This is a genomic window from Sphingobium sp. YBL2 (assembly GCF_000943805.1).
Lineage (GTDB): Bacteria > Pseudomonadota > Alphaproteobacteria > Sphingomonadales > Sphingomonadaceae > Sphingobium > Sphingobium fuliginis.
In genome coordinates this window covers 2,876,939-2,902,647 of record NZ_CP010954.1, presented here as the reverse complement: position 1 = coordinate 2,902,647, position 25,709 = coordinate 2,876,939, and the positions used below count along the sequence as shown (strand labels likewise).

Here is a 25,709-nt window from a genome sequence, read left to right as displayed (position 1 = left end):
GGCTGACATCATTTCTTGAACTCGGTGACGGCAATGGTCGCGAGGACGGTGCTGGGCTCGCCCGTCGGCGGCGCAGGGGTGACCAACTGGTTGCGGCCCTCAACGGTGAAGGTCTGCTCGCCAGTGATTCCGGAGAGGATCGCAAAGTAGGAGAAGTTCGCGGCAACGCCCTGACCGGTTGCCGCTTTGAATTCCGGCACAATTACGTTCGCGCCGCGTCTGACGCGAATGTAGCCATATTGCGTACCGCCGGTCGCCCCCAGCCCTGTCTGGAAAACACCAGCGATGTCGACCTTCAGCACCGATGTTCCGGCCACCGGTGTCATGGTAACGGAGGCCACGACCGCATAGCCGGTGGTCATTGTGTTGGTGCCCGTCGAGTAGGTAATATTCGTGATGGCGCCGTTAGCGACCTTCAGCGTGTCGATCGTCGCGTCACCTATTGCGGCCGTTTTGATGCGCGTAACCCCGCCCACGACTTCGAACGGATATGCGGTGCCGGAACCAGATGACGACGTCACGGCAAACCGGTCTGCACGCACAATGAAGTCTGACCGGCTGCCGTTGTTGTTCAGCGTCACGCCGCTCACATAGCCGTTGACGTCAATCTCGACGCCCCAGCGCCCGAAGAGCGTCGTGATGTTCCCATTGATCGTGGTGATCGCCGTCTGCTGACTGGTGATCGTCACGCCCTGGGTGCTGACGGTGCTGGAGAGGGAGGCGTATTGGGTAGTTAGGGTGGAGAGGGCTTGGAAAGACTGCGAGATTGCAGCGTCAGATGTGTAGATCGATGGATCTCCCTGCTCGAACTTGAGCATTCTGGCGCCGTGTTGGGAACCCGTAACGCGGGTCGCAATAACGCGCCCCTTCGCATTGACAGCCCCCGCCGGAGCGACTTCCGTTACAGATGTTCTGGAGACGCCAAAGTCTTGGTTTGGCGTTTTGGCAACATTAGCACCATCAAGAATGAGAGTTCCGGATGAGTTGTACCACAATATGTCGATAGACATCGCTGATCCAGCAGCGGAGAAGTACGATAAATCTGCGGACCACGAATACGTTACGCCAGCTGTTACTGGAATATCGGAGGTCGCTAAAGCATATGTGCCGTTCACATTCGCTAAGAAGAAGCTGCCCCAGCCATAGCCGCTCGTGAGAGTCCAGTTTGATGCATCAATATATCCGGCGGTTCCATTGTCTGGGCCGCCGTTGTTCCAAAGGTTTTTACCTGCCCTTACGGTGGTTGTCAGCGTCGCAAGATTGCCCTGCAACGTCGTGATCGCCGTCTGCATCGTGGTGATGGACGAACCTTGCGTGCTGACCGTCGTTTCGAGCGTGGCAGTGCGGGTCGTCAGATTGGTGATCGCCGTCTGCTGGCTGGTGATCGTGGCGCCCTGGGTGCTTACAGTCGTGGTCAGAGATGCCAGCGACCCTTCAGCGGTGGTGAGTGCGACGAAGCTCTGTGCGACGGATGCTTCGTTGCTGTAATCAGACCACGCCGAACCCGTTTCTAGTTTGATCCTCCTTATGCGGACGCGGTCTGAAGCGGCTGACTTTTCACCCACCAGCCGAACCCAGATGTAGGAGGTACCAGCGGGTGCGGTGAAGGTGAATGCGCGGGCCGCGCGGTCGCCCCACGACGAGGAGCCGATGATCGCATTTTGCCCTCCGTCCAAGATGAGGGCTCCACCGGCATCGAAGCAGAGAACGTCGCAATAGGCGCTGGGATTGCCGGTGTTGCTGGTTTCGTAGGAGAGCGTATAGGTGCCGGCCCCCAGCGGAATGTTGCTGCTGGCCAGGACGAATGTACCGGTGCTCGGTCCTCCGAGAAGGAAGTAGGAACCATTGGGATTGGTCGCCACATAGGTCCAATCGGCAGGTCCGCTGAACCCGCGCAACCCGGCCTCTGCACTGCCATTCGGAAGCAGGTTCGGGCGGTTGGTGGAGAGCCGCAGCTGATATTCTGCCAGATTGCCGGTGAGGGTTGTGATCGCCGTGCTGTTCGCGATGATCGTGGCACCCTGCGTGCTGACGGTGCTGGTCAGCGTCGAGAGCTGCCCCGCATGGTTGCTGACGGTCGTTTGCAGGCTGGTGATCGAAGCGCCCTGGTTGCCGAGCGTCGTCTCGATCGTGGCGATGTCGCCGCCCTGGGCGAGAATGTCATCCTGCGCCGCAAGGATGTCGTTCTGAGCCTGTGTCAGCGCCGCCTGCACCGCCGCCGCGTCGGCCTGCATGTTGGTGATGGTGGTCTGGGCGGCGGCAATCGCGACTTGCGCGGCGGCGGTATCACTTTCGAGCTGGGCAAAGGCGACAGCCTCCGCATCCGTCATGCCAACGGTCGCGCCATCCTCCGGCTTGGGATGCTCCGGATCATCGTCCAGAACCCCGGTCCACGGGATTTCATCTGTTTTGATGACCTCGGCAGCGATGACGTCCTTGTCTTCGGTCGCCGCGAGTGCTGGCGCCGGCGGCGCGGTGCCGGTCCGGCCGAGCGCGAAATCATGCTTGCCCGGCGTCTCGGTTTCGAGGGTCAAGGTGACCTTCATCGAACCCGGATCGACGCTGCGCTTCAGGATGACAGCATCCATGCCGCTCAGCGCGTGGTCGGCGCCCAGGTTGAGCGTGATCATGTCGCCGGGGCCAAAGGCACGCATGTGCGGCTTGCAGACGAGCGTGATCGGCCCGATCTCGCGGCCATTCACCAGCCGGTAGGCAGCGAGTTTCGCGACCTGATCCTTGTTCTGGACCAGGTCCCACTGCAACTCCTCGAACTTCTCTTCGCCGTCATCCGCGATGTACGACGGGACGGATACGAGGTCGGAAGAGACATAGGTCCACTTGTTCGCTTCGGACCTGTACTTCGGTCGGATGCCGTTACGGCGTTCGCGCCACGTCTTGGCTGCCGGGATTTCCGCGTCATCCTCAGTGAGATCACCGGCCGTCAGGTCATAGATCGAAACGCGCGGCGCATTGATGCGCAGGCCGAGCTTCCCACCGATGAACAGCGGTTCCGCGCCGCCCGCCTCAAGAATGCGCTTGAGATTGGCCCAGCGGTCGCCGGGCTCATAGATGACGCCGCCGACCTTCCAGTCGTTCGCCTGGCAGACGTTGGACAGTTCAACGAAATGCTCGATGATGATGCCCTCGACGGGCAGGCCGACGCCGAACACCTTCTTGCCGTTGCGGAATCTGCCCAGCGCATAGGCGAGCGCGTGCTGGCCCGGATCTTCCGAATATTCCCAGGTGCCCTCATCATTGATGCGGTGGGAGCCGGACCCGCCGGGATAGGTGCTGTCCTTCCGAGCATCATAGGTCTTGACGCCGCGCCAGACGGCGCCGGTCGCGGGCCAGCCGGACGCGAACCGCTTGCCGTCCTTGTCGAACTTGCCGTTGAGCAGGATCGCCGCCTTGCTCGACAGCTTGTGGTTCGCGGTCCAGTTGGGCATTCCCGCGAAATGCGGGGTCAGTGCGGTTTCAGTCGCCAGCCCGACGCGAACGTCACGATAGAGATAGCCGTTATAATAGCCGGTCGCCGCACCACCGGAGAACGGCACGATGGTATAGTCGACATAAGTATTTTCCAGCCCGTCGCAGGGGCCGGCAACCGAATATTCGATCACCTGGCCGCGATAGGGGTTCGGCACCTTCTTGAGCGTCGCACCGTACCCGACGTCGTGACGCAGAACGCCGCCGGAATAGGTCCGGCCCATCAGGTAGGGTGCTGGCGGCTCGGCCGAGATGATGACCTCGTTGACCGTGCCGCGCGCCGGCGGCTTCTTCGCCGTGATCTGTGCGCCGATCGAGGCGGCCATGCCGACAGCGGACGCGACGGTCGCGACGGTCGTCAAGGTTGCCGCAGAAACACCCGCCACAGTCGCAGTCCCGGCCATACCGGCCGGAGCCAATGCTCCGAGAGCGGCACCGCCCGTAGCGGCAACGATCGCTACCGCGCCAGCAATTACCGCTACAGTTCGAAGCGTCTTGGACATAAGGTGGCGGCCCCATGGGAGGATTTATGAAGAGATTCGGGATTTTTATGGCGGGCTGCGCGCTGACATCTTGCGCGACGGTCGGTGAATTAAGAGATCGCCCGCCAGTCGTTGATGTTCAGTCCAGCAAAACAGTAAATCAGGTCGCCGGCTGCGTGTCTGAGGTATGGAGCAGACAGAAAAGCGCCACAGTTAATACTATGGTAATTGAGAATGGTTTGGTCGTTTCAGTCGGATGGTATTATTATTCAAATCCTGTCACTGAAGCGGTCATGGAAGTTAAGGACGAAGGAGAATACAGGCGGGTAAAATTCTTTTCTCGCGCCAAGAAGCGTACCCAGAAGGACATCGAAGCATACAATACAATGCTTCGCCCATGCGTTCAGTAGCGAGGGCTGATAGCTTACGCCCGCCACGCGGCAGGGAGCGGGACCAGCGCCATCAGCGGCTTAACGCCGTCTGGCGCATCCTCGTTATAGCCGATCAGCTTCCCCCCTGCCGAAATGACGATACCCTCCATCCCTTCGTCTCCGGGCAGAATGGCAATATCGCCCACCAGCATTTCGGCAGGAGCGATGCGCGGGAGCAGGCTGTCGAGCAGCGCCGTCAGGCTGTCGAACCCGGTTTTCGCCAACGCGCGGCGGGCGCCGACGGCCGAGCGGAAATCGGGTACCGACGGCGGCTTGTGCCCCATGTTGCGCAAATGGCTGCGCGCCATGTGGATGCAGGTCGAACGGGTCTTCCAGTCGAACGGGCGGGCTCGATATTTGTTGATGGTGCGGCGGGTTGCCTCCGCCCGTCGGATTAGTTCGCTCATGGCTAAAAACGATCCCTGATAGACCCCGCGTTAGAGATCTGGGCCGCGATGTTCGACCAGACCGTTTGCGAGTTTCCGCCTGGCTGGGCTTCGGCACCCCAAGCCACTCCGACGCCAAGGCCTGTAGCGTTGTCCTCGCCCAACTCACCGGGATAGACGGACTTGTGAAACGCGGCCGACAAAGTGTTCCCCTCCACAATCGTGAACAGCCGTTCGGAGGTCGATACGAACTCGATGTCGAGTTCGCGCTTCCGGACGCCCACGCGCAGGACCGTGCGGTCGATCATCCCGTCAAATTGCAGATCGGGCGTCCCGATGATCAGGCCGCTGTCGGGGTTGATCTCCGCGATCCAAATCCTGACGCGCGATCCCTGCATGCCCGGCGCGGACAGGTCCGCCGCCGCCGCCGTGCTGACCGGGAGAAAGGTAATCTGGAAGGCGGGGACCTCGTCGCCCACACCCTCCTCCATCGCCTGCATCGCTCCGATCATGCCGAACTGCGTGTCGGAGGATCGGTAGATTTCCTCGCCCCACAGCACGAATCCGCCGTCGCAGAGGCGGATGATGCGCCCATCGCGCAATTCGATCTTCATGAGGCCGGAAAGGAGGACGCGGTCCATCAGCCCATTTCCTCGATCGTGAAGGCGAGCCCCGTGATCCGACCGCCGCGAACAATCTGCCAGCTTTGCTCGTTGCCGCTGATCTCGCCTTCGATCATCGGCTGGGCGAGGAAGACCGCCGCACCGTCCGCAAAGGCATAGCGGAGCATGGGATTGATCGGCAGGGCGAGAAGGCCGCCTGCATTCGCCGTCGCTTCCGCGCTGACGTTGTGCAGGAAATGTTGGCCTGCCGTATTGACGATGGAAACCCAGAACCCCTTGCGGGCGACATAGCCCGGCGTCAGGCCGCGCAGGTTGAGCGTCTTGCCAGCCTGGGCCGCGCCGTCGACCACAGGGGCGCCGGGATTGCCCTGATCCACCCCCTGGAGGGGGTAGGCCATGCGCAGACCTTCCTCCTTCGCGGCGATCAGGTCCGCGATCAGGCTGGCGGCATTGTCCGCCCGGCTGAGCGGCATCGTCACGGCGGCGCGGAAGTGGTTGCCGAGACGATTGAGGCGCAGGCCCTTCGAATTGGTGGCGCTCCGCATGGTGCCGCCGTTATCGATGAAGGAGGGCGTGACGCTCGCCGGCAGGGTCGTGGGCGAAAGAACGATCATGCAAGCCGCCTATTCGCGCGGCGCTGCATCGCCGCCTGAGCGCCTTGACTGCTGCCGTTGGCAATGATCGGCGCGGCCTGGGCGACGCGGACGTCTGAAATCACGGCAACCTCCGCATTGAACACATCGCCTTTCAGCGGTCGGACCTCGAACGTCACGTGCGGCGCGCTCTGCTCAGACATCCGGCGCGTGTCGTTGGCGGTGAAGATCCTAGACCCGCGCGGAAGGTCGACCAGCTCGCGCCCATGCTCCCCGACATAGGTCATGCCCCCGGACCAATAGGGGGTGCCGACCGCATTGTTGCCGGGCTTCTTCCCAAAAGAGCCAAGAACCGATCCCAGCGTGGGCAGGCTGTCACCGAAGAGGAAATTCTTGATCGGGTTGACGATCGCGAGCTTCATCATTTCGTCCTGAAGCTCGCGCAGGATGGTCTTGCCCGCGCCGCCCCAGCTATCCCATGTCGATGGAGACAGGACGGTATCGACGAACCCGCGCCCAAATTCGCTAACCTCCTGCCAGTCCCGACCGAAGTCTTCGAGCAGCCGGTTCATTTCGATCTGGCTCTTTTTCGCCGCGAGCAACTCCGCGACCTGGGCGGCGGTCGCGTCGGGAAACTGTCGAGCGATGTCGAGGCGATACCGCTCAAGCTCCAGCATGTCGGCGGCAATATCGCGGCTTTTGCCCCGCAACTGCCATTCGATGTTCAGAAGCGCGGTGCCGCTGGATATGTCGGCGCGCATCTCCGCCATGGCGCGCCGGTTTTCGGCAAGTCGCTCGCCCTCCTGGCCAAGGGCGGCAGCCGCGCCTTCGCCCACATGCTGACCCTGCTCGTTCAGCCATTCATTGCGCTGCTTTTCCAGCGCCAACGACTTGCGGACCTCTTCCGCGATCAACTGGCCCATGATCCGGGCGCTGTCCATCTGCCCTTTGCCGCCCGCCCAGGCGACATGGAAATGATCGTTGTGATCCTTGTCGCCGGGGCCCAGCAACTCCTTGATCTGGAGCCCCGCGCCTTCCAGCACGGTGCGGATTTGCTCCTTGCTGATCGCGCCCATGCCGCCAGTCGGCACGAAATCCACCGCCTGCCCCCGATAGTGGTAGGAGCCCTTCACATGCTGGCCGCCAGTGGTGGAGGTGATCGTCCCGCCGAATGCCTCCAACAGCAATTTGCTGACCTGGCTCGGTGTCGCGGTGTCACCGTCGCGACGGGCATTTGCGCTCTTGCGCAAGGCGTCCGCCTGCTCATCGATGCGCTTCAGTTCCGCGGCGCGCGCGGCCTCCAGCCGGTTGATCGCTGCGGCCTGCCTGTTCGCGTCCCCGCCCGCCTTGATGATGGCGTTGACCTGCTGGTCATACTGCTGATTGACCCGCCCGGCCGGCGTTCTCATGTCGCGCAGGATCTGCGCGATATACTGACCCTGCGCGATATTGGCGGTTTCGGTCTGCTGCTTGAGAGCCGCCTGGTTATCGGCAAGCAGCTTGGCGAGGCGCTCGACCTCGCGCGACGCGCTGACGAAGCCGGGGTTAACGACGTCGCCGCGCGCCGTGATCTTGACGTCGTCGCGCTTCTGCTCAGCCTTCAGCTTTGCTTGTTCCAGCAATGCCTGCGTAGTGTTGCGGGTCGCCAGCGCCATGAGACGCTGGCTCTCGGCGTCAACAAAGGTGGCGCGCGCCCGGTCCTGTGCCGTCAGGATCGAATCACGCATCGCCTTGTTAAGCGCCTCGACCGCGTCGCGATGCTTGTCGATTGCCTTCTGCGCCTCCTTGGCGGCGTCACCACCATCAAGTAGCTTTTCCGCCAACATGGCGGCAGCCGGGATGGCGATGCCCAGGGCGACGCCCCAGGGGCCGCCCAGCAGGCTCATGAAGGATGCGAACCTGCCTTTGCTGCTATCGGCATTGTACCCCATCGACTGTAGCGCGCCGATGAACTGCGGAGCCTGCATGGAGAAGGCGCGCAGCGCGCCCGTCCCGCCATTGACCTGCACAAGGAAGTCCTGGACCTGAAACCCCACCGATTGCAGGCCCGCTCTCATCGCATTCGAAGACGTCGCAATGCGGCCCTGGCTGCCGCTCGCCGCCTCCAGCGCCTGCTGCTCCTGCCAGAGCTTCTTCGAATATTCGTCGAGGGAGATCGCGCCGTTGGCGAGGAGGGTGCGGGCTTCCGTGATCTCCGCATTGAAGCGCTGCTGGGCGGCGAAGGCGGGATCGAGCGCCGCGCGAAGCCGGGTGGCGCCGCGCTCATATTCTTCCTGCGCCGCCAATGCTTCCCGAAACGCGGCGGCCGAAACCCGCGCCGAACCTTCATTCAGCGTCGATCCGGTGCCCACCACGTCATTGATGCGCATCTGGGTCGCGGTCTGGGGCATGATGGCGGCGATCTTCGCCGCTGCGGCTGCCTGCCGGCGCTGCGCTGCCTCGATGTCGGCCGATGCCTTGTCCCAAGCCGAGCGGGCGCGATTGGCCGCCGCTTCGTTCGCCGTGCCGACGCTCTCGACGTCGCGCCGGACATCGGCCGCGCCCTCTGTCCCGAGGCGGATGGCGATATTAGGCCTCGGCATCCCCGTCTTCCTTATCGAACTGCGCCAGGACGACCGCTTCCACATAGGGGAGCGTTTCGGCCAGCATCTTCATGTCTGCCTGTTGGGCCTGACCCATGGTCAGGACGGCACTGAAATCGAGCGCGAAAGGTCCGCCCATGTGCGCGCGCAACTGGCGGCCGCAGCCGGATATGACGTCCCAAACGCTCGCACCCGCCTCAGTCTGCACTTCGTTCTCGGCATAGGGGCAACCCTTTACCCCTTCGGCTTCGTCCGCTTCGCACCGGCCTTCCTTGTGCGCTTGGCAGATGTCGCGGCAATAGGCGTCGCCCCCACCGAACTTCCATTCGGCAAGGGCGATAATCCGTTTTTTTCCAGTTCCCTCGTCACGAAGGGCTGCACATAGGCCTTGTCGAGCCGTTCGAACCGCATCGGGTCGGCCAGGAACTGGCGAAGCCGATCCGGGGTGACCTCGACGGGGGTATCGCCCACGCCCACGCCTTCCCAGGCCTTGATGCCAGCCATCAGCAGGCATTCGCTGAGAGCGTCGCCCGCCATCTCGATCAGGTCGGCCGGAACCGGCGCATTCTCGTCATCCGGAAGGTCGGCATCCAACACCACCTCGCCAGCGGCGCGGCGCGCTGCCCGAAGGGCGATGCGCCCGATGGGATCGAACAACACCCGCACGGCCGGGCGGCAATCCTCTTCCTTCTCCGCTTCGATTGCGGGGTAGAGGGTAAACCACCAAGGCTTGGACCGGTCCTGTTCAGCTTCAAGATCAATGACGACGGTCATTCGGCCGGCACCCCTTCCACCCATTCGAAGCGGATGGACCGATCTTCGGTGATCGTGACGAAACGGTCATCCTTGCGGACAAGGTTACCGTTTTCCACGGCGAAGCGGGTCACCTGGCCGGCGACGACATCCGCGGCGATGACCTTTCCGATGGTCTCGCCGGTTTCCGCGTCGACCAGCTTCACGCGGGCACGCAGGTCGACCGGCGTGCGGGTGTCGATCGACGTGGGCAGCGGTTCGGGTTCGGGGGCGACGACAGGATCGGGCAGCGCGTCAGTGACGGGCTTCTGATCCTGCGCCGTACCGGCCGGGTCTGTCGCTTTCGACGTGTCGGCGGCGGGCTTCGCCGCCTTCGTATTTCCAGCCATGGGGCGCTCCTCAGTAGGTGGCGGTGGTGTTGATCAGCGTCGCGGTGACCTTGTGGCCGCCGGCGCCGGACGCCTGGGCGGTGAAGTCGGCCATGATGCCGCGCGGGCCTTCGATGGGCTTCTTCGGGCGCGGCAGGAACACGCGGGGCAGTGCGAACTTGAGGGAGTTCGCACCCGCTACCCAGCCGACCTCCAGCGCGATCGGCGTCTGGTTCGTCGCATCGTTGAAAAGCTGGAGGCTGTTGAAGCGGGTGCGCAGGGTGAGCGTGGCCGCGAGAACGCCGGGAACGACGCCATCGATGCGGCCATCTTCCCGGATGACCTCGATCTTGTCGAGCCCGTTGCTGATCGCCAGTTCGGCGGAAACGACCGCGCCAAGGGCCACCCCGCCGCGCTTGATCGACCCGGTTGCCTGCGCATAGCGGGTGCCGGTCAGCGCCGTCGGCGTGCCTGCCGCCGATGCGTCGTCTTCGGCGGTCTCGCCCTGGCACATGAGACCGATCGTGGCATTCAGCATGCCGCTGCGCGCCATGGCGATGCGCATCTGGTTCGCGACCGCGCCATAGTGCGTCGAGAAGGACGGCACGTCCGGATTGCCGATCTCCAGCGACATGGACGGGAGCGAAGCCGCGCCCGACTCGAACACATGGGTATAGGGGCCGGTGCCCGTGGTGACCGGAGCGCCGAACATGGCACGCAGCCAGAACCCGATTGCGGCTTGGTCGACCGGGACGACAATGTCGCCGTCGTTGGTCGCAACGTCATAGGAAGGATCGAGCCCTTCCCGCCCGAAGCCAAGCTGATCGTCCTCGATCAGCGGGCGCTCCTCGCCCAGCGTCGAACTGACGAACGGCAGCTTCTTGAAGCCGCTGGCGGGCGAAACGCCGTAGGTGCTCTCGAATACGCCGCTGCAAACGGCATTGATACCTTGACCGTAGCCCAATTTCTTTCTCCTTGGATGTTAGCCGACAGAAGGAAGGTGTGACCACCGTTGACCGCGACGAATGCGATGGACGTGCGGCTGAGAAATGCCGTGCCGTATTGCGACTTCAGCTTGTTTGCCCTCAGATCGGATGATTTCGGCGACTTGGATTGGTGTCAGCTTTGAGCGTCCATGATGTTCGCCGCGAACGACAGTGCCATGCCTCCGCTTGTCTTCCGCGTTCTCTTTCGGCGTCTTCCAAGACAAGTTGGAAGCACGACAATTTGATTTCACGCCATCGCTGTGCGCTGCCTCTTTTCCTGCTGGTCGAGGCCCATGGAAGGCGGAGCAGATGAGCACATGGATGGAATGGTCCCGCGCAATGCGATCGATGTACAATCGCACTTGGGAATAGCCTGAAGGATGAGGGCGCGGCTTCAGTATACGTCCTCGACACATGCGATGCCCGCGCTGCTGGTCCAGAGAACGAACGCGCCCAAGGGAGGAGGCCTCATAGAACCCCTCATACCCGGGCACAGAGAGCCATTTTTCCATGTCCATCTCTTTTAGCCCAGGGGGCTGCTGGTGCTGTAGGAAGCGATGATTTCGAACTGGCCGACCAACTGGCTCGACCCACCGGGAACGACCGCCTCGACAATCTCCAGCGCGGTCACGTCGATGAAGGTGCACAGGCCGCCGAGGAATGGGTCGGCGGCGATCTCTGCGCCGATCGCGCCCGCGCGCTGGTCCAGCCGCTCGCGCATATCGACGTTCGGGCTCGCCAGCGTCATCAGTTCGACCGGGATGCTATGATCATAATGGTAAGCGGGCGGGCAAAGATCGATCGCAGGCTCGCCCGGATCGCCGTCGCGCATGACGATCGTGTCTAGCGGAGAAATCCGGAGGGGCCGGTCCGCGTCATTGGTGAGCCCGACAATTTCGCATGTCGGCAGCGCATTGGTGATGACCGCCTTCACGGCGGCCAGGACTTGAAGTCGATGCGACATTTTACCTCCAGCGCGCCTCGAACAGCGCGGGCAACTTCGCGGCCCAGCGCTCGGCCACGCTTTCGATCTCGAACCGGCGCGGCAGCTTCACCGTCTTGCGCAGCACGAACATCAGCACGGGGCGAGAGCGGCGGCCCTGCGCCCGACGTCCGGCCGTGTCGCGGCGCCACGCGGCGCGCTTGGCGTTCAGCCCGGCGGTCAGGTCCATGAATGCGAGGAGTGAACCGGCCCGGCCGGGGCGAACAATGAACTCGGTGTTGAAATGCAGTTCGCATTCCTCCGGAGACATGGCGCTCCCGCCACCGGAGCGGCGGCTCAGGTTGGAGCGATAGCTGCCAGCGCGGCGATGCTTCGGAACGTTCTTGGTCGGTATCCAGAGATACTTCGCGCCGTTCACCGGTCGCAGGGTCGCGCCGCGCGCGAACGCATCAATGATCAGCGGGGCATTCGACCGGACGACGCCGGCCGGGTTGATGCTCTTGCGGCCATAGACCGATGGATAGACGTCGGCCCGCCAGGTGTTTGCAAGGCGCTGGCCCATGCCAGCCTCCAGCACCTGACCGCGCAATTCATTCTTGAGCCCCGCCACGGCGTCGCCCATCGCAGCGGTCGCGACAGAGGCGATGGACAGTTCGATATTCTTGAGATCGTCCTTGATCGAGCCGAAGCTCGCCGCGATCTTCACGGCGCGATCAGTTCCGCGCCACAGGACCATGTCAGGCCCTCGACATCGCTCAGGGGCTCATCGACCAGTTGATAGCTTGCCGAAACATTCAGAACGCCATCAGCATCGCGCTCGCCCACCCGCACAACCGCAGAGTGGGCCGGGCTGGGAACTTCGGAGCGCCGCATGTCGATGATCATGGTCGCGGTGACGATCTGCTGGCCGGCGCCCGCAAGCACGTCAGGCTGGCTCAGGATCACGCGAATGGGCAGGACAGAAAGCCCGTCATCATAGTCCGCCGCCGCAGATCCGGGAGCGTTGAATTGCGCGTCCAGAGCTGCGGCGTGGATAGCAGACACGATCAGGCGACCGTGCCGTTCAGCTTGGCGCGGCCGGTCGTGTCGGCCGATGCCTGGTTCTGCACGGCTACCCCGACATAGGTGTTGCCGGCCGACGTGCTGGTCAGGCGCTTGTTGGTGTTGTCCCAATAGACCTTGGTCGTATAGGCAACCCAAGCCTCCCCGGCTGCCTTGGGCAGGTCCCAGACGCCAACGACCCGGCCCTCGACCGGAGCACCGAGCGCAGCGGCGTTGAGGGCGACGGCAAAAACAGCGCCGACGAGCATGCCCGCGCCCGAGGCGACGGCATAGGGGGCCGTGAAGGTGAGCGTGTCACCCGGCTGAACAAAATTGCGTGCCATTGGCGCTTACTCCTGATTATCGGCAGCGGCGGGCTTGGCCGCATTCTTGCCGGTGGTGATGGTGTCCTTCGGGGCGGCCTTGGCCAGCTCTTCATCGAAGTCGGCGGTGACATCGTCAGCGCTTTCGTTCTCGAACAGACGTTCGGCCTCCTCGTTGGTGACATGCAGCACACCCTCGTCGGGGTGCCGAAGAACGCCGTTCACATGGGCCGACGTCCGCAGCTTCACGAACTTCATTGCAATTCTCCTTCCAGAAACAGGAAGGGCGGCCCGTGCCGCCCATCCTGATCAGTCGACGAGATCGCTAGGCGATCAGGCCCCCGGCTGCTTGTAACCCGAGCGCCAGTTCACTGCGCCGACGCCGTAATCGTGGCGCACCTTCCACTCGACGCCATCCACGCGCCAGCCTTCCTGGCTGTCCGTGAAGGGTTCGGTGACGCCGTTCAGGAACACCACCTCGATTGCCGGCGCGACCTGCGGGTCGGCGAAGGCGTAATAGGCGGTGCCAGTCAGGCGCGGCGAAGCCACGATGTCGCTGAACAGACCCTTCACGATATTCGGCTTCTGCAGCTTACTGACCGCATCCGGGTCATATTCGCTGTTGTTCACCGTGATCGCGGCGCCGCGCAGGCCGCGCGGAACGAGCAGCACGGACGGAGCGATTTCGAGGAACTCATTACCGCTGATGTCCTTCTGCTGCGCCATGGCGACATCGATCGCGTCGAACGCCGCCACGGACGGAGCCGCGCCCACGGCGGCGAGGTTGCCATGGTTCGCATGGAACAACGGGGTGCCGTCATTCATCAGCGGATTCGAGTTCAGCAGCGCATAGACGTCGATTTCGATCGTCAGCTTCGCAGCACGGCCCAGGTCAACCGCCAGCCCGGAGAACACCTGCATATCGTCGTTGACGATCGCCTGGCGGCTCAGATTGATGATGTTACCCTTGGTCGTTGCGCTGATCTGCTCCTTCGCCAGGTCGGGGATCGGCTTGTTCTTGAACTCGCCGGCCTCGTTGACGTTGTCCAGCGCGCCAAAGCTACCGCGCAGATAGCGAGTATGCGGACGGAAGTCGGTTACCGATCCAATGCCGGCGAACCGCGACCAGGTGTCCGGAGTCACCGCATAGGCTGCCTGCAGCGTCCGATGGATCGCATTTTCAAACAGGATCGGGAAATCGCCCGTGGTCTGGGTGATGATGGCGCTGCGCGCCGTCATGGCTTCGCGGACGATGACGTCCGGATCGCGCGACTGGCAATTGATGCCCATGTTCGACAGGGCTTCGCGCGCCAGATCGACGTTGCGGACGCCGCGGAACTCACCCGGATCGATCCGGACAGTTTCACCACGGGCCGCCGCCGCCTTTTCAACCAGATTGGCGACGCCCGCCTTCACGATGATCCAGTTGGTTGCGCCCTCGATAAACTTGTCGCGGGCGTCCTGCGTGACGCGAGCGGGGCTATTGTGCCCGATGTTCGCGCTGTCGCCAGCCTCCGCCAGCTTATCGAGGATCTTCTCGCGGGCAGCATCCAGCGTGGTATCGCTGGAGATCAGCTCCTCAATGAATGCATCCTCCATGCCGTGCTTTTTGCCGAGCGCGCGAATGCCGCTGGTGCGAGTGCGCTCCGCCGCGACGGCGTTCTGCACGTCAGCGCTCGTGAGGCCAGTCACCGCCGGAGCGGGCTGGGGCGAGAGCGCAAGCGCGCCGGTGGCAGGAAGAGCGTCCTTTGCGTCGAGCGCGAGCGCAGAGGCACGGATCTTGTCGATCTCCTCCTGGGTTCCGCCGTCCTTCTGGAACGCAGCGATTGCGGCAACCAGCGCCGCGCGGGTCTGATAAAGGTTCATGAGGTTTTCCTTGGTCTTTGGCGCGGGCGCCGTCGGGGTGGTGCGCGCCATCGCCATTGCGGAGATGAGCGGGCTATCGGGCGCATGCTTGAACCCGAATGGCTTGACGTAAGACGCGGACACGGTGACCGCGTCCTCCGTCGACGTAATGAAGTTTTGCGCCAGTGCCTCGACGGCGGTCATCCACGTCTCGGCATCGAGCATCGCGATCAAAGCTTCGGCATCGATGCCCGTCTGCTTCGCGTAGATGCCGACGATCTGATCGCGGATCATGTCGAGCTTGTCCGCCGCGCGGCGCAGGTCCGCGGCGTCGCCGCACGCGCAATCCCAGGGATTGTGGATCATCATGAGCGCGTTGTCGGCCATGACAATATCGTCGCCCGCCATGGCAATGACTGAACCCATGGAAGCGGCCAAACCGTCGATATGGGTGGTCACCTTACGGCCCTTGGCCTTCTGGCGGATGATGGCGTTATAGATCGCCAGCCCCTCCATGACGTAGCCGCCGGGGCTATTGATCCGGACATCGAGGTCGTCATCGCCTTCCGAGATCATCGGGACGAGCGTGTTGGCGTCGAGACCGTCCCAGCTGTCGCCGACGATCCCGTACATCAGGATTTCTGTCATTTTACGGGGTTCCTCTGGTCCGCGTTGGGGATTTGGACCGCATTGCCCACCTGCGTGACGCGCCGCGGGTCGCAATCCAGAATCAGGCCGAGAGCGTCGAGCTTTTCGAGATCTTGGGCATATTCAGCCCAGAAGGTGTCGGGATCGTCCCCATTTTCGCGAATAACCTGACTGGGCGTCTTCTGGCCCGCGCGCACAGCATCGCGATTGGCAGGCACCTCGCTTGCCGGATCAAGCATCTCCTGCTTCGGCGGCGTCCAGCGCATCGTCACGCCGCTGATGTCATGGCCCATCAGTTCGGCGGCTTCGAGGAACCACTGCTCCACGGTCGTGCAGAACTTCGGAATAAACATCAGCCACTGCCATGTGGCGAGGGAGCGGTTAAAGGTCAGCCGGCCGAAGCGACCCGAGATGAAGCTGACCTGCGATAGGTCGCCGGTCAGCAACTCATAAGGAACGCCCAAACCCGCCGCAATCGCGCGCTGCGACACGCGTGAATAGTCCATATAGCCGTCGACAGACGGCGGCGTCGGGAATGTGATCTGCTCGCCCGGTCGCAGATACTGGATGGTGCCGGATTCAACGAAGTCGAGAGGCTCGCGGTCGGCGGGGTCTTCGCCGTCGGCATCGTTGCCGATGCCCGGGAACTGTCCGTCATCATCGCCATGAACGAAGCCGGCGAATGCGGACGCGATCTTCTGCCGCGTGAGTTGAGCATCCTCGTAATCACCGAAGTCCTTCAGCCGGAGAATGACCGGCGCGAACCAGGATGCCCCATGCTCTTGTTCAGGACGATCTGCCCGGAAGATGTGCGCGACGTCGCGCGCCATGACAAAGGTGGACGAAGTGTCGAGAGGCTTCGCTGAGCCTGGATGCGAATTGTACAGCCAGTAGCCCTCGCGGCGGCCGAGCGGCGAAAACTGGATACCGTGAACATAGTAGCCGCCATTGACGCCAGGGGCGGAAGCCATCGGTCCGTTGCGCGACATGTCAATATAGTCGGGTTCGAGCAGTTGAAGCTGCATGGGAAGCGGCAGTTTGTCGCCTTTCCGGCGCCACCGGCGACGGAGAAGGACGCCTCCGCTGACGACGATCGTGCGGGCCGCAACCAGTTGCAAACCGTACAGGTCATGTCCGCCCGTCGCGTCGCAGGCCTTTGTGTCGAAATGCTCGCGGGCCAGCCTGTTTAGGACGTCATCGACCTTTCCGTTCCTGTAGACCTGAAACGTGATGCCAGTGCCGACCATGTGTTCGGCGATCTTGTTCGCGCCCGCCGTAGCCCACGGATTGTTGCGGTCGAGGTCGCGCGCGATAGCGCGCAACGCGATCTGCACCGCAGGCGACAATTCACCGTTGGCATCAAGGCGGGTGCGCCTCCAGCCAGCCGCGCGTCGCCCGACCGTGGCTCCGTCGTATTCGGCGCGAGCGCCGCGACGAATGCTCTGGCGAGCAGGCGCGGGCGGCGTTGATGCCGAGCGGCCGAGCAGGCGATCAAGAAAACCCACGATCAGAGGCCGCTCTTGTAGTATGGAGTGCGGCGGCGATTGATACCGCTCATGGCCTGAGCTTCCATTTTGAGGGCGGCGGCGATCACGCGTTCGGCGGCGAGCAGCTGATCCAGGGACTGATACTCAGTCTTCCGGCCGTCGGCGAAGGTCACGGACCGGACTCCGCTCGCTATCGCCGAGCGGACAGCCTGAAGGTCCGTTTGCGTCCAAGTCGTCATCATCGCCTCCTGGACGTGTATGGGTTGGGCGGCCGCACCTTCTTGCCGCGCGGCTTGGGGGCGGGCGTGGCTTGAATCTGCTCAGGTTCAGCCATATCGGCAGGCGCAAGTGCCGGCGCGCCTGAGAAGGCCGGCGGCGGCGTTAGTTCGCCAAGGGCGCGCTGCCACTGCCTGGGCTTCCACTCATCGACGTGCAGGCTGATGGCAACGGCCCTAGCGTAGATAGCATTGTCCAAGGCCTCGTTGCGGTCGCGGGTCTTGTGCCACTCTCGCCTAACACCGCCATTTCGAAGCCGGACAAATCGCAGCTCCTCCGCCACCAACTGCTTGATCCATTCATCGCCGGTGCCGTTCGGCAGATAGATGTATCCGTCGGGATACTCTTCGCCGTCGACGGGCTTCTCCATGCCAAGCTGGCCGTAGAGCTCCATCTTGAGCATGGAGGTACCGACATTCCATAGACGGACGCCCTTCTTCAGTTTCCGGCCGTTCACCGTCACGTCCTGCCAGTTTGGAGATCCGATGGCCTGTTGAGCGGCTATGCTCTCGCGGCCCTTCACCGCCATGGCAAAGCCTGGGTGCCGGCGCGCCCAGCGGTAGACCTCCATCGTGTTCTCACCGTCACCGGAATCGATGGCAACCCGAGCAAGTCTCAACGCTCGACCGTCTTCCGTGACCCAGCTGCGAGCCACCTCCTCGTCGAGCTTCTGCCAGGTCTTCTTGTCGGCGATTGCGCCAAACACCTCGACGCGCTCGACAAACGCCCGCTTGCGCCCCGGGCCGAAGGCCCAAATGTCCATATCAATGCGCCCGCCGCCACCGCGTTGGACGTCCGCGGCGCCGATCAGCAGCCCAGCCCATGATGGCGGCGTTCCAAGCTGCATACCCGTCTCGCGCCGGTCATAGAGCCGCTGCCATTCCGGAGCTTCGCCACGTTCCGCCCAGGCTTCGCCCAGCACCTGATTGACAAAGGTTCGCAGCAAGTTCGGATCCTTGCGGACCTCCATGAACTCGCGCGCGATTTCCAGCCATGCAGCGCCGGGATGCTGGCTATAGGCCGCCCAGATATGGAAGGAGCGATGGCGGGGAAAGGCGCCGGGATTGTGTGCGCGCCACTCGCCATTCTCGTCCATCCACGGCTTTTCAGCCTCATCGATGTCACAGCCGTTTTCGCACCTATACCAGGCGCGGGTTGGATTCTCCTTGGGTTCCCAGCGAATGCCGGGGCCGGTACCGTCGCCGAACACCAGCGTTTGCATGTGCCCGCAGTGGGGGCAGGGAACGTAACGAAATTCCTGACTGCCCTGCTCGAACAAGGCGTCGATCCGGCTGAACCCCTTGACCTTTGGGGTCGATCCGGCCGCACTGAAACGCCGCGGCGACGTAAGGTTGCGCTTGAACGCAAGTCGGGCGGGGTCACCTTCCTCCTTCGATGCCCAGGGATAACCGTCGCATTCCTCAAGGAACACGTCATCCGAGGTGACGCGCCGGAATTCCTTCGGGCTGTTCGCCCCCTTAATCTGTATCCAGCCGCCTTTGTATCGCTTGGCACGGATCTGATTGTCCGAATGCCGCGGCTTGAAGGTGGCGACCGAGCGGACCACGGACCATTGCAGGACGGGGTCGAGATCGTCGCGGCTGAACTTCTCAGCATCATCGATCGTCGGCTGATAGATCAGCGTGCGCGCCGGATCGTACTTGATGCGCCAGGCAACGAAACTCTGGAGGATTGTCGAATAGCCGATGCGGCTGCTCTTCCGAACCGAAACCTGAGCGGTCTCAGGGTCGGTGAAACTGTCCGCAATGTCCGCCTGAAATGGGAACGGTCGAATCTTCGCGCCATCGTCCGAACGAGCATAGTCGCACATGAACTGCGACAGCTTCGGCCGGATCTTCGGCGCGAAAGCTGCAAGCCACTGCTGCGCGACTATCGCCCCGTTCGCGCTGGTGACCTGCAGAACCTCAGTCGTCTTCGTCTCCAGGGGCGTCTTCGTCATCCAAGCCCCCGCCTACCGCCTCCTCGATGCGCGTCATGCTCAGGTCGGTCAGCACGTCATTGATGGCGGTTTCGATTCTTTTGCGCAGCTTCGTGTCGCCTTGGGCGACCTGCGCGCCGACCTGCTGAAGCCGGGCAACCGCCATGATGATGACGCCGGCACCAGCCGCGATCATGTCGGTGCGGGATGCCAATTCCCTCCGGCGCTCGGCATTGTCCATCGCCTTGGCATCAGCCTGCTCTTTCGCCAGGCGCGCGCGCTCTGCTTCGAGGTCCAGACTATCCGGATCGTACCGACCGATCTTGATGTTCACATAGGCTTCGAGGTTTTCCGCCCAGCTCGCACCATCGGCGGGAAGATCACCCTTCGAACGAAGTTCGCCAATCCATCGGCTGGATACGCCGAATAGTGCGGCCAATTGCGGTCGACTTGGCTCGTTCAGGTCAATGTCCATGCACTTCCCTGTCCGATTACTGTGAAACCCGCAGAAATCCGTCGTTTATTACTTGAGGGAGGAAGAACTAAGGCGGAGTTTGTGGCTAGCGAGCTTCTGCGCCTTTGCCCCCCTCACTGGCAGGTTTCCCGGAAGGACCCGCGACGGGGGACCGATCGTTGCTGGTCCGCGCAACAATGTTGCGCTGGCCTCATCGGCTCGGCCGGCTCGGTGGCGTAGTCGGCCTCTCGGCCCAATAGGTGGCATCTGGGCCGCACCGGTCGCGGCGGTGGAATATGCCAGCCTTACCCGGCCGCCTCTCCTTGAGCGCCTGGGCATCAAGGAGGACAACCTGTTCGCCGTGAACAGGATCGGTCGTTGTCCCGGTGGGGCGCATGCAACGGTCATGATACTGCATGATAGATCGCAGCAGCATGCCGGGGCGGAAGTGGCGGCAGGTGATGCAGGTCTTCATTGCTGCTCTCCTGCGGCACGGGGTCGCGTTGGTGCGGACTCCTTGCCATTGCCGCACTCTGCGCACCATCGGCGCCAGTGCCCGTCGCCGGTGACCCATTCATGCCGGCCGAAGGCGCAGCGGATGCGGGACACGATGCCCTGCGTCCGCCGCCATGGTGCACCCGTCTGCGTCGTGGGTTCAGGAGCCTTCGCCATGCATCCTCCTGAAACGACAAATCCGCCCGGCGCATGTGCATCGGGCGGATTTATCCAAGGCCGTTTTTGGAACATTTCGGGGCCACTTGCAAGCCAAAAAGTGAACTCCGCCTACGCTGCCTCGTCTTCCACCGCGCCGAAACGCGCCCGGATAATGTCCGCTATGTCGCTCCATTCCTTCAACAATCCGCGCTCGTCCAAGAACTCAGGGTCGATGTCATAGAGGTGGCGCGTCGTGATCTGCTCATCCGCACTCTCCAGAGCATCGACGACGTGCTGCTCAGCCTTCACAGCGCCGCGGCGCGCCGGTCCGGCCAGCCACCCCGGCATGACCTTCTGCCCAGCGTTGAGAGCTGCAACGGTCCCCCGGTCCACCATAGAGAAGGCGTGCGCCACGCACATGGGCCAGCGGTTCAGCGCGTCGAGCAGGAAGCGCTTGGCCTTGCGCTTGTGAACGCGATAGCGATGCGCGGCGACGGAATAGCCGATCGTGTCGCCGACGACCATGTCGAGCACCATCTGCTTGGGCAGCGGCAGCATGTCACGCCAATAGCCATAGGCGAGATGCATGCGGACGCGATAGACGCTCTCCGCCGCCTGCCCGCCGAGCCGCTTCGATTGGTCGACGCGCGCCTCCAGACTGGCGACCTTGACTGCAACGTCCGCCTCCAGGCTGCGATAGACATTCGCGATTTGGGCTGCCCATTCGAGCTGATCCTTGTCGATGGTGCCGTTGCGGTGCAGTTGCACCAGCGAGCCATCATGCGTGCGTGTGGAGCGGTCCCAGGTCTCCGGCGTACCATAGGCCTTGTGATCCCACGCCTCCCGGATCTGCACCGCCTCCTCGATGCCCGGCTCCAGCCGCACAGGACGATCGATCATCTTCGGCTTGCGGCGCCCCTTGCGCTTACCCTCCGTCACCCGCTCCATCGGACGCGGCCGGCCCAGGACAAGATGCTCGATCCGCTGGCGCTCGCGCTTGCGGGCGGCATCCATGCGCGCCAGGCGGGCATTCAGCGCCGTCACCTTCTCAGGGCAGCGGGCCGCGTCGTCAATCAACGCCTGCCGAGCCGCCGCAATCATGGCCGCACGCGCTGCGCTGGGCGTGTCGCCCTCGAACACCTCGCCCAGCCGATTTACGATTTCAAACTTCGGCTTGTCCGCCATGCCCGTAAACTCCGTTCTCTTCTTGTTCTACTGATGCGCGGTGCCGATGGCCAGCGGCTGGTCGAGGTCGGCCAGGTTCACGCCCAGCCGAGTGAGGCACTGCTCGATCGCGATCACGCGCCGCTCGGTCGGGAAGCGGGTTCCCCGTTCGTAGCGCTTGAGCGTACCCACGCTGACGCCCACGGCAGACGCGAAGCGCGCCCTGGTCAGACCGGACAGCCTGCGCGCGGTCCTGATGTTCATGCCGCCTCTCCTGCCTTATGGCCCATCGGATCGGCGAGGATGCTGCCCAACTGCCTCACCTCGTCCGCCGTCAGCGGTTCTCCCGAAGGCCGCCATTCGCGTTGATGCTTCATCAGCAGCAGACGGGCGGCGACGAGACGGCGCGTGCGGCGGCCACGGATGGGCGCGACGGCGGCTTCGATTTCGGCGATGGTGGGGAAGAACTTGCAGGTACGCAGCAGCGTCATGAACGCCTGCTGGAGATCCGGGAGGGCATGCCGTTTCAGCGCCTGCCAATAGAGGTCGAGGCGCTCGTTCGCTTCCTCGTCCGACATCTCCCGCTTCGGCAACGCGATCGACAGCTTTCCCATCATGGTTTCGATCTGGCCAAGCTGCGGCGCGGGCGGCACGCTGGCGTCGACATATGCCTGGAGGTGACCAGCGCTGATCGGACCGACGACGGGCATTTCAGAAAGGCTCAGGCCTTGCCCCACCAGCGCGTCGAGCTTGGCGGGCAACGACGGCTCGCACCAGCGGGTCACGGATGTCGTCGGAGGTGTGGCGGCGGTTATCGCGGTTTGAACGGTCATTGCGGTTTCCGAACTCCTCTGCGTTGGTGATCCAGGTCCGCCATGCGGCCTGCCAGTCGTGCTTGCGGGCTTTGCTCCCGCTCGCGGCTGCCCAGTGATCCCGGAAACGGGACAGCTCCCGCTCCAGCCGCCCAGGCTCCCACCGGCTCACGATGTCGAATGACACAGTGCCGGGGCGAAGCATGTCAGGCTGCCAATCTTCCGGCAGGCGCGTCGCACGCTTCCCCGAAGATGCGTCAGCATCTGAGGGAATGGTTCTTGACGGTTTGTCCGAAGCGGCTTCGGGGGTTCCCGTCGTTCCCTTCGGGGGGAAATCCTTTCGGGGCGAAGCGGCTTCGGGGCGAAGCGGCTTCGGGGGTGAAGTCTTTTCGGGGCATGCAACAGGGTGGACGCTGTAGCGGCAGCCACGGCCCGGAACTTCGGTGCGCGTTACATGGCCAGCCGCTACCAGGCTCTTCATGGCCGCTTGCACCGTCCGGTCGGTCTTGCTGCACTTCTTTGCCAGCGTCGCCATGGACGGCCAGCATTGCCCCTCATCGTTGGCGCAGTCGGCCAGCGCGAGAAGGACGATCTTCTCGCTGTCGGGAAGGTTGATTTCCCAGACCAGGGACATGACGCGGATGCTCACCGGATCCACCCCCATTCGCGGATGGCGGCCACGGCCTCTTCCGGCAGGCGGATCATCGCCCAAGGGAAGCCCCACGCGATCAGATCATCGCGCCAGTCCTCTTGATCCTCCGAAAGGTCATTGCCGATCTCGCGTTTCACTTCGAGAAAGCCGACCTGAAGCTGCACCTTGCGGTTGAACAGGATCAGGTCGGGGAAGCCGGGGCGAAGACCATCCTTCCGAAGCGCGGCCATCTGCTTGATGCGCGCCAGCTTGTCGCCCGCCAAATGCGTACCGTTCGGCACGTGGACGGCTTCGACACCATGCATGGCGAGCAGGCGAATGGCGCCGCGCTGCACGGGGCGCTCGGCCATGCCATCGGCACGCTTGCCGCTGCCTGACCGCCTCTTGCCCGCCGTGCGCTTCCGGGCCTCCTGCATGAACCAGGGCGCCGCCATCAGATCATCCCCGAGGCGACGCCGCCCAGCGTGTAAGGGCCTGTGTCCGTCGACGGCGTGAACTTCGCCACGACCGATGCCTTACCCTCCCGGATGCGAGCGATCTGTTCATCGAAGGAGAGACGCTGAGCCTTCGCGGCCCGGGCGCGCTGCTTTTGGGCGTCGTCCTTGATCTGCGCTTCGATGACAGCGCGTGCGTCGGCAGCGCGCAGCCTCTTCGAGTGGATCAGGCGGCGATATTCGTCCCTATACTCAAGCGGGCACCAGCCGAGCATCGTCTCGGTCCGGGTCGCGGCCGCCTTCATGCGCGCGGGCGAGCCCTTCGGGTGCTTGTTGTGCATCGCATTCGATTTGCCCAGCGCGCGCCCTACTTCCTGCCACCGGGCTCGGAACTCAGGATCCTCCGCCAGCTTCCGCCGGCGTCCCTCCTGGGCGATGCGCAGGGTCTCAGCGCGAACCGCCGGATCCGCGAGCCGACGGAGCATCGCCGCGCGGTTCTTCTCGTTCTTCTTGGGATTGCGCCCGTTCGCACTGAGCGAACACGGATAGCAAAGCGTCGTCTTCCGGCCCTTGAACGGCTCGTACGACCGGCCACAGCCATTAGAGCAGGGCACCAAAGCCGCGGTGGATTTCCGGCGGCCCATCAGTCGCGCGCCTCCCCGCGAAGCTGGGCGGCTTTCGCCATGATGGCCGCATGGTCGCGGCGCTTGGTCGAAACGACGGCCTTGTTCGCCACGCGGCGCCGCTCGCGCATGGCGACGACCGCGGGGTGCGGGAAGATCCGGCGATAGGCGTTCACCAGCCGGGCGCGGATATAGAGCGCGCCCATGATCAGAACGCCCACTTGGCGCTGATGGCGCCCATCTGCTTCTTGAGGTTGGCGATCTCTGCCACGAAGGAGGCGGACGATTCCTGATGCAGCTTTTCCAGCGCGGCGATGTCGCTCCGCAGCGCCGTGATTTCCGCCGGCTCCTTCAGCTTGCCGAAGCAGGCTTCCCGGAACTCGATGACGACGGTTTCCGACAGGCCCGTGTCGGCGGCAACACGCTTGTCGTCCCATCCTTGGGCGAAAGCGCCCTTGTTCGGGTCGAAATGGGTCTGCAACAGGTGAAACATCTGGCCCTGGGCGCGCATGGCGTCGGGCGAAGGCTTGGCCGACATGGCTTTCCTCTCATTGCTGGCCTGGGTGCGGCAGCCGGGGCAGATGTGCGGATCGAGCGCCCAGCCAGCCTGCGTGAATTTCTTGTCGATCTGCTCCGGGGGCATCCGCGCACGCAGGTTCCGCGAGCCTTCCGTTGGGCACTTCGTGCATTTCACGAACGCGACCATCGTCGGGCTGCCGATGCCAGGGCGGATGGAAATCCTCCGCCCGTGCACGCCTTTGTGATACGAATGCTCCCGGTGCTTCATCGGATTATTCCGGCTTGCCGAAGAACAGGGGAAGCTCGGTTTCGACCTCCGCGCGCTCGCACGACTCCTTGAAGGCATGATCGAAAACGCGATCGGTGCGCCACAGGTCATACCAGAACACCACGCCAGTCGGCGTCTTGCGGTACCGGAGCCGGGCGGCGATCCGGTAGATCGGGCCGTTGCGGAAGACGGGGATGCCGATCAGGAACAGGCCCGGGATGCGCAGCGGTTCGCCGTTGGCGTCCGTGTGCTCCGAGGTGAAGCTGATCTGGGCCTCGCCGGTCGACAGGTTGCGAACTTCCCGCACCGCCGAGCTTTCATGCACCTGAAGGCCGCGCGCCAGTTCGACAAGGCGCTGGGGCGTCGCGATCGTAGCTTCGCCGCCGCCCGCATTGATGAACTTCTTCAGGTCGTCGGAAAGCTCGTCCTCTTCGGGGATGACATAGAGGACGTCGATGATCCGGTCTTCGAGGAATTCGGCGAACTCGACCATGCGCATCTGCTGGCCGTCCTGCTCGGTCCATGCCGTCCACTCGTCCGACAGCGGAAACGCGAAGTGGGCGCGGTGCTGGCCGAAGCGCGGGTCGCTGTCCGCGCCGATGCGGTGATAATCGAGCACGACGGTCAGCGACGGAGCCTTGCGGTCGTCGTTGGCGAAGATCGCGCTGTCCTCATCCTTGAAGCGCAGGGCGTGGGCAATGATGCTATCGAGCGAGGTGAGGTGCGCGACGCCAATGCGGCGGACGGGCTGGGGGCGATAGTCGTCGAACGCCTTGGCAGGGATCACATGCGCGCCGCTCGGCGTCATCGCGAACGGAGCCACGACGCCGCCGGTCGGGTCGCTGATGCTCGTCAGGACGGGCTTGATATAAGCCTCAACCAGTTCGCGGGCCTCGCCAATCGGGCCCTTCAGATCGTCAATTTCCATGGTCATTTT

General features: G+C 63.4%; 30 protein-coding genes. 1 reads left to right on the top strand and 29 read right to left on the bottom strand.

Annotated features, from left to right (window positions below; translation table 11 throughout):
• Positions 1–8: 8 nt before the first annotated feature.
• Positions 9–3,812 carry a phage tail tip fiber protein gene (locus tag TZ53_RS25720; protein WP_172668325.1) on the bottom strand — a complete coding sequence of 1,268 codons (3,804 nt, stop codon included), beginning with the start codon at positions 3,810–3,812 and terminating at the stop codon, positions 9–11.
• Positions 3,813–4,015: 203 nt separating this feature from the next.
• Here TZ53_RS25720 and TZ53_RS26830 point away from each other — a divergent pair, with 203 nt between their 5' ends.
• Positions 4,016–4,378 carry a hypothetical protein gene (locus TZ53_RS26830; RefSeq protein ID WP_172668324.1) on the top strand — a complete coding sequence of 121 codons (363 nt, stop codon included), beginning with the start codon at positions 4,016–4,018 and terminating at the stop codon, positions 4,376–4,378.
• 14 nt (positions 4,379–4,392) lie between these two features.
• On the opposite strand, the gene TZ53_RS13375 is transcribed toward TZ53_RS26830, so the two are convergent.
• The 28 genes from TZ53_RS13375 to TZ53_RS13235 all read right to left on the bottom strand — a co-directional run bounded on the left by TZ53_RS13375 (position 4,393) and on the right by TZ53_RS13235 (position 25,706).
• Positions 4,393–4,806 (bottom strand): DUF6950 family protein, encoded by a 414-nt coding sequence (locus TZ53_RS13375; RefSeq protein ID WP_044661598.1) that lies wholly within the window; start codon positions 4,804–4,806, stop codon positions 4,393–4,395.
• A 2-nt stretch (positions 4,807–4,808) separates the two neighbouring features.
• A complete protein-coding gene (locus TZ53_RS13370; RefSeq protein ID WP_044661597.1) occupies positions 4,809–5,426 on the bottom strand; it encodes a hypothetical protein in 618 nt (205 codons plus the stop codon).
• Positions 5,426–6,022 (bottom strand): hypothetical protein, encoded by a 597-nt coding sequence (locus TZ53_RS13365; RefSeq protein ID WP_044661596.1) that lies wholly within the window; start codon positions 6,020–6,022, stop codon positions 5,426–5,428. Before TZ53_RS13365 ends, TZ53_RS13370 begins: the two co-directional genes overlap by 1 nt.
• Entirely contained in the window at positions 6,019–8,583 is a 2,565-nt protein-coding gene (locus TZ53_RS25715) for a hypothetical protein (protein ID WP_052628209.1), read from the bottom strand. Before TZ53_RS25715 ends, TZ53_RS13365 begins: the two co-directional genes overlap by 4 nt.
• Entirely contained in the window at positions 8,570–8,791 is a 222-nt protein-coding gene (locus TZ53_RS13355) for a DUF7697 family protein (RefSeq protein WP_044661595.1), read from the bottom strand. The genes TZ53_RS25715 and TZ53_RS13355 overlap by 14 nt, the downstream gene beginning before the upstream one ends.
• A 26-nt stretch (positions 8,792–8,817) precedes the next feature.
• Entirely contained in the window at positions 8,818–9,357 is a 540-nt protein-coding gene (locus TZ53_RS25710) for a hypothetical protein (protein ID WP_052628208.1), read from the bottom strand.
• Complete coding sequence (locus tag TZ53_RS13345; RefSeq protein WP_044661594.1) at positions 9,354–9,725, bottom strand: hypothetical protein; 372 nt, start codon at positions 9,723–9,725, stop codon at positions 9,354–9,356. The genes TZ53_RS25710 and TZ53_RS13345 overlap by 4 nt, the downstream gene beginning before the upstream one ends.
• Positions 9,726–9,735: 10 nt before the next feature.
• Positions 9,736–10,668, bottom strand: coding sequence for a phage tail tube protein (locus TZ53_RS13340; RefSeq protein WP_044661593.1), 933 nt, complete (start codon positions 10,666–10,668; stop codon positions 9,736–9,738).
• Positions 10,669–10,686: 18 nt separating this feature from the next.
• Positions 10,687–11,202, bottom strand: a complete 516-nt coding sequence (locus tag TZ53_RS27940) for an NUMOD4 motif-containing HNH endonuclease (RefSeq protein ID WP_172668323.1) — start codon at positions 11,200–11,202, stop codon at positions 10,687–10,689.
• 11 nt (positions 11,203–11,213) lie between these two features.
• A complete protein-coding gene (locus TZ53_RS13330) occupies positions 11,214–11,654 on the bottom strand; it encodes a hypothetical protein (RefSeq protein WP_052628207.1) in 441 nt (146 codons plus the stop codon).
• A gap of 1 nt (position 11,655) precedes the next feature.
• Complete coding sequence (locus TZ53_RS13325) at positions 11,656–12,339, bottom strand: DUF6441 family protein (RefSeq protein ID WP_044661591.1); 684 nt, start codon at positions 12,337–12,339, stop codon at positions 11,656–11,658.
• The gene (locus tag TZ53_RS13320; protein ID WP_044661590.1) at positions 12,336–12,677 is read right to left on the bottom strand and encodes a head-tail joining protein; all 342 of its coding nucleotides are present in this window, start codon (positions 12,675–12,677) and stop codon (positions 12,336–12,338) included. The genes TZ53_RS13325 and TZ53_RS13320 overlap by 4 nt, the downstream gene beginning before the upstream one ends.
• A 2-nt stretch (positions 12,678–12,679) precedes the next feature.
• Positions 12,680–13,018, bottom strand: coding sequence for a DUF2190 family protein (locus TZ53_RS13315; RefSeq protein WP_044661589.1), 339 nt, complete (start codon positions 13,016–13,018; stop codon positions 12,680–12,682).
• 6 nt (positions 13,019–13,024) lie between these two features.
• On the bottom strand, positions 13,025–13,255 hold the full coding sequence (locus tag TZ53_RS13310) for a hypothetical protein (protein ID WP_044661588.1): 231 nt from the start codon (positions 13,253–13,255) through the stop codon (positions 13,025–13,027).
• 75 nt (positions 13,256–13,330) lie between these two features.
• Positions 13,331–15,490, bottom strand: coding sequence for a ClpP-like prohead protease/major capsid protein fusion protein (locus TZ53_RS13305; RefSeq protein WP_044661587.1), 2,160 nt, complete (start codon positions 15,488–15,490; stop codon positions 13,331–13,333).
• Positions 15,487–16,995, bottom strand: coding sequence for a phage portal protein (locus TZ53_RS13300; protein WP_084694375.1), 1,509 nt, complete (start codon positions 16,993–16,995; stop codon positions 15,487–15,489). The genes TZ53_RS13305 and TZ53_RS13300 overlap by 4 nt, the downstream gene beginning before the upstream one ends.
• Before the next feature lie 2 nt (positions 16,996–16,997).
• Positions 16,998–17,150 carry a hypothetical protein gene (locus TZ53_RS13295; protein ID WP_238320059.1) on the bottom strand — a complete coding sequence of 51 codons (153 nt, stop codon included), beginning with the start codon at positions 17,148–17,150 and terminating at the stop codon, positions 16,998–17,000.
• A gap of 65 nt (positions 17,151–17,215) precedes the next feature.
• Positions 17,216–19,213 (bottom strand): phage terminase large subunit family protein, encoded by a 1,998-nt coding sequence (locus TZ53_RS13290; RefSeq protein ID WP_044661584.1) that lies wholly within the window; start codon positions 19,211–19,213, stop codon positions 17,216–17,218.
• Complete coding sequence (locus TZ53_RS13285; RefSeq protein WP_044661583.1) at positions 19,179–19,667, bottom strand: terminase; 489 nt, start codon at positions 19,665–19,667, stop codon at positions 19,179–19,181. The genes TZ53_RS13290 and TZ53_RS13285 overlap by 35 nt, the downstream gene beginning before the upstream one ends.
• A gap of 762 nt (positions 19,668–20,429) precedes the next feature.
• The gene (locus tag TZ53_RS13275; RefSeq protein WP_238320058.1) at positions 20,430–21,485 is read right to left on the bottom strand and encodes a hypothetical protein; all 1,056 of its coding nucleotides are present in this window, start codon (positions 21,483–21,485) and stop codon (positions 20,430–20,432) included.
• A gap of 27 nt (positions 21,486–21,512) precedes the next feature.
• A complete protein-coding gene (locus TZ53_RS13270) occupies positions 21,513–21,728 on the bottom strand; it encodes a helix-turn-helix domain-containing protein (RefSeq protein ID WP_044661581.1) in 216 nt (71 codons plus the stop codon).
• The gene (locus tag TZ53_RS13265; RefSeq protein WP_044661580.1) at positions 21,725–22,174 is read right to left on the bottom strand and encodes a hypothetical protein; all 450 of its coding nucleotides are present in this window, start codon (positions 22,172–22,174) and stop codon (positions 21,725–21,727) included. The genes TZ53_RS13270 and TZ53_RS13265 overlap by 4 nt, the downstream gene beginning before the upstream one ends.
• Position 22,175: 1 nt before the next feature.
• Positions 22,176–22,925, bottom strand: coding sequence for a helix-turn-helix domain-containing protein (locus TZ53_RS25705; protein ID WP_172668322.1), 750 nt, complete (start codon positions 22,923–22,925; stop codon positions 22,176–22,178).
• On the bottom strand, positions 22,922–23,263 hold the full coding sequence (locus TZ53_RS13255) for a VRR-NUC domain-containing protein (RefSeq protein WP_172668321.1): 342 nt from the start codon (positions 23,261–23,263) through the stop codon (positions 22,922–22,924). The genes TZ53_RS25705 and TZ53_RS13255 overlap by 4 nt, the downstream gene beginning before the upstream one ends.
• Before the next feature lie 98 nt (positions 23,264–23,361).
• Positions 23,362–24,006 (bottom strand): hypothetical protein, encoded by a 645-nt coding sequence (locus tag TZ53_RS13250; RefSeq protein WP_044661578.1) that lies wholly within the window; start codon positions 24,004–24,006, stop codon positions 23,362–23,364.
• Positions 24,006–24,206, bottom strand: coding sequence for a hypothetical protein (locus TZ53_RS13245; protein WP_044661577.1), 201 nt, complete (start codon positions 24,204–24,206; stop codon positions 24,006–24,008). Before TZ53_RS13245 ends, TZ53_RS13250 begins: the two co-directional genes overlap by 1 nt.
• The gene (locus TZ53_RS13240) at positions 24,194–24,628 is read right to left on the bottom strand and encodes a hypothetical protein (protein ID WP_172668320.1); all 435 of its coding nucleotides are present in this window, start codon (positions 24,626–24,628) and stop codon (positions 24,194–24,196) included. The genes TZ53_RS13245 and TZ53_RS13240 overlap by 13 nt, the downstream gene beginning before the upstream one ends.
• Positions 24,629–24,776: 148 nt before the next feature.
• On the bottom strand, positions 24,777–25,706 hold the full coding sequence (locus TZ53_RS13235) for a DUF2303 family protein (protein WP_044661575.1): 930 nt from the start codon (positions 25,704–25,706) through the stop codon (positions 24,777–24,779).
• Positions 25,707–25,709: the final 3 nt, after the last annotated feature.

Excerpts from the sequence above, each read along its gene's own strand:
- TZ53_RS13370 (WP_044661597.1), bottom strand. The coding sequence starts at position 5,426 with ATGGACCGCGTCCTCCTTTCCGGCCTCATGAAGATCGAATTGCGCGAT.
- TZ53_RS25715 (WP_052628209.1), bottom strand. The coding sequence starts at position 8,583 with ATGCCGAGGCCTAATATCGCCATCCGCCTCGGGACAGAGGGCGCGGCC.
- TZ53_RS13275 (WP_238320058.1), bottom strand. The coding sequence starts at position 21,485 with ATGGCGGACAAGCCGAAGTTTGAAATCGTAAATCGGCTGGGCGAGGTG.
- TZ53_RS13310 (WP_044661588.1), bottom strand. The coding sequence starts at position 13,255 with ATGAAGTTCGTGAAGCTGCGGACGTCGGCCCATGTGAACGGCGTTCTT.
- TZ53_RS13375 (WP_044661598.1), bottom strand. The coding sequence starts at position 4,806 with ATGAGCGAACTAATCCGACGGGCGGAGGCAACCCGCCGCACCATCAAC.
- TZ53_RS13265 (WP_044661580.1), bottom strand. The coding sequence starts at position 22,174 with ATGCCCGTCGTCGGTCCGATCAGCGCTGGTCACCTCCAGGCATATGTC.
- TZ53_RS25710 (WP_052628208.1), bottom strand. The coding sequence starts at position 9,357 with ATGACCGTCGTCATTGATCTTGAAGCTGAACAGGACCGGTCCAAGCCT.
- TZ53_RS13240 (WP_172668320.1), bottom strand. The coding sequence starts at position 24,628 with ATGCCCCCGGAGCAGATCGACAAGAAATTCACGCAGGCTGGCTGGGCG.
- TZ53_RS13315 (WP_044661589.1), bottom strand. The coding sequence starts at position 13,018 with ATGGCACGCAATTTTGTTCAGCCGGGTGACACGCTCACCTTCACGGCC.
- TZ53_RS25720 (WP_172668325.1), bottom strand. The coding sequence starts at position 3,812 with ATGGCCGCCTCGATCGGCGCACAGATCACGGCGAAGAAGCCGCCGGCG.
- TZ53_RS13345 (WP_044661594.1), bottom strand. The coding sequence starts at position 9,725 with ATGGCTGGAAATACGAAGGCGGCGAAGCCCGCCGCCGACACGTCGAAA.
- TZ53_RS27940 (WP_172668323.1), bottom strand. The coding sequence starts at position 11,202 with ATGGAAAAATGGCTCTCTGTGCCCGGGTATGAGGGGTTCTATGAGGCC.
- TZ53_RS13305 (WP_044661587.1), bottom strand. The coding sequence starts at position 15,490 with ATGACAGAAATCCTGATGTACGGGATCGTCGGCGACAGCTGGGACGGT.
- TZ53_RS13365 (WP_044661596.1), bottom strand. The coding sequence starts at position 6,022 with ATGATCGTTCTTTCGCCCACGACCCTGCCGGCGAGCGTCACGCCCTCC.
- TZ53_RS13330 (WP_052628207.1), bottom strand. The coding sequence starts at position 11,654 with ATGTCGCATCGACTTCAAGTCCTGGCCGCCGTGAAGGCGGTCATCACC.
- TZ53_RS13285 (WP_044661583.1), bottom strand. The coding sequence starts at position 19,667 with ATGGACATTGACCTGAACGAGCCAAGTCGACCGCAATTGGCCGCACTA.
- TZ53_RS26830 (WP_172668324.1), top strand. The coding sequence starts at position 4,016 with ATGAAGAGATTCGGGATTTTTATGGCGGGCTGCGCGCTGACATCTTGC.
- TZ53_RS13290 (WP_044661584.1), bottom strand. The coding sequence starts at position 19,213 with ATGACGAAGACGCCCCTGGAGACGAAGACGACTGAGGTTCTGCAGGTC.
- TZ53_RS13250 (WP_044661578.1), bottom strand. The coding sequence starts at position 24,006 with ATGGGCCGCCGGAAATCCACCGCGGCTTTGGTGCCCTGCTCTAATGGC.
- TZ53_RS13270 (WP_044661581.1), bottom strand. The coding sequence starts at position 21,728 with ATGAACATCAGGACCGCGCGCAGGCTGTCCGGTCTGACCAGGGCGCGC.
- TZ53_RS13235 (WP_044661575.1), bottom strand. The coding sequence starts at position 25,706 with ATGACCATGGAAATTGACGATCTGAAGGGCCCGATTGGCGAGGCCCGC.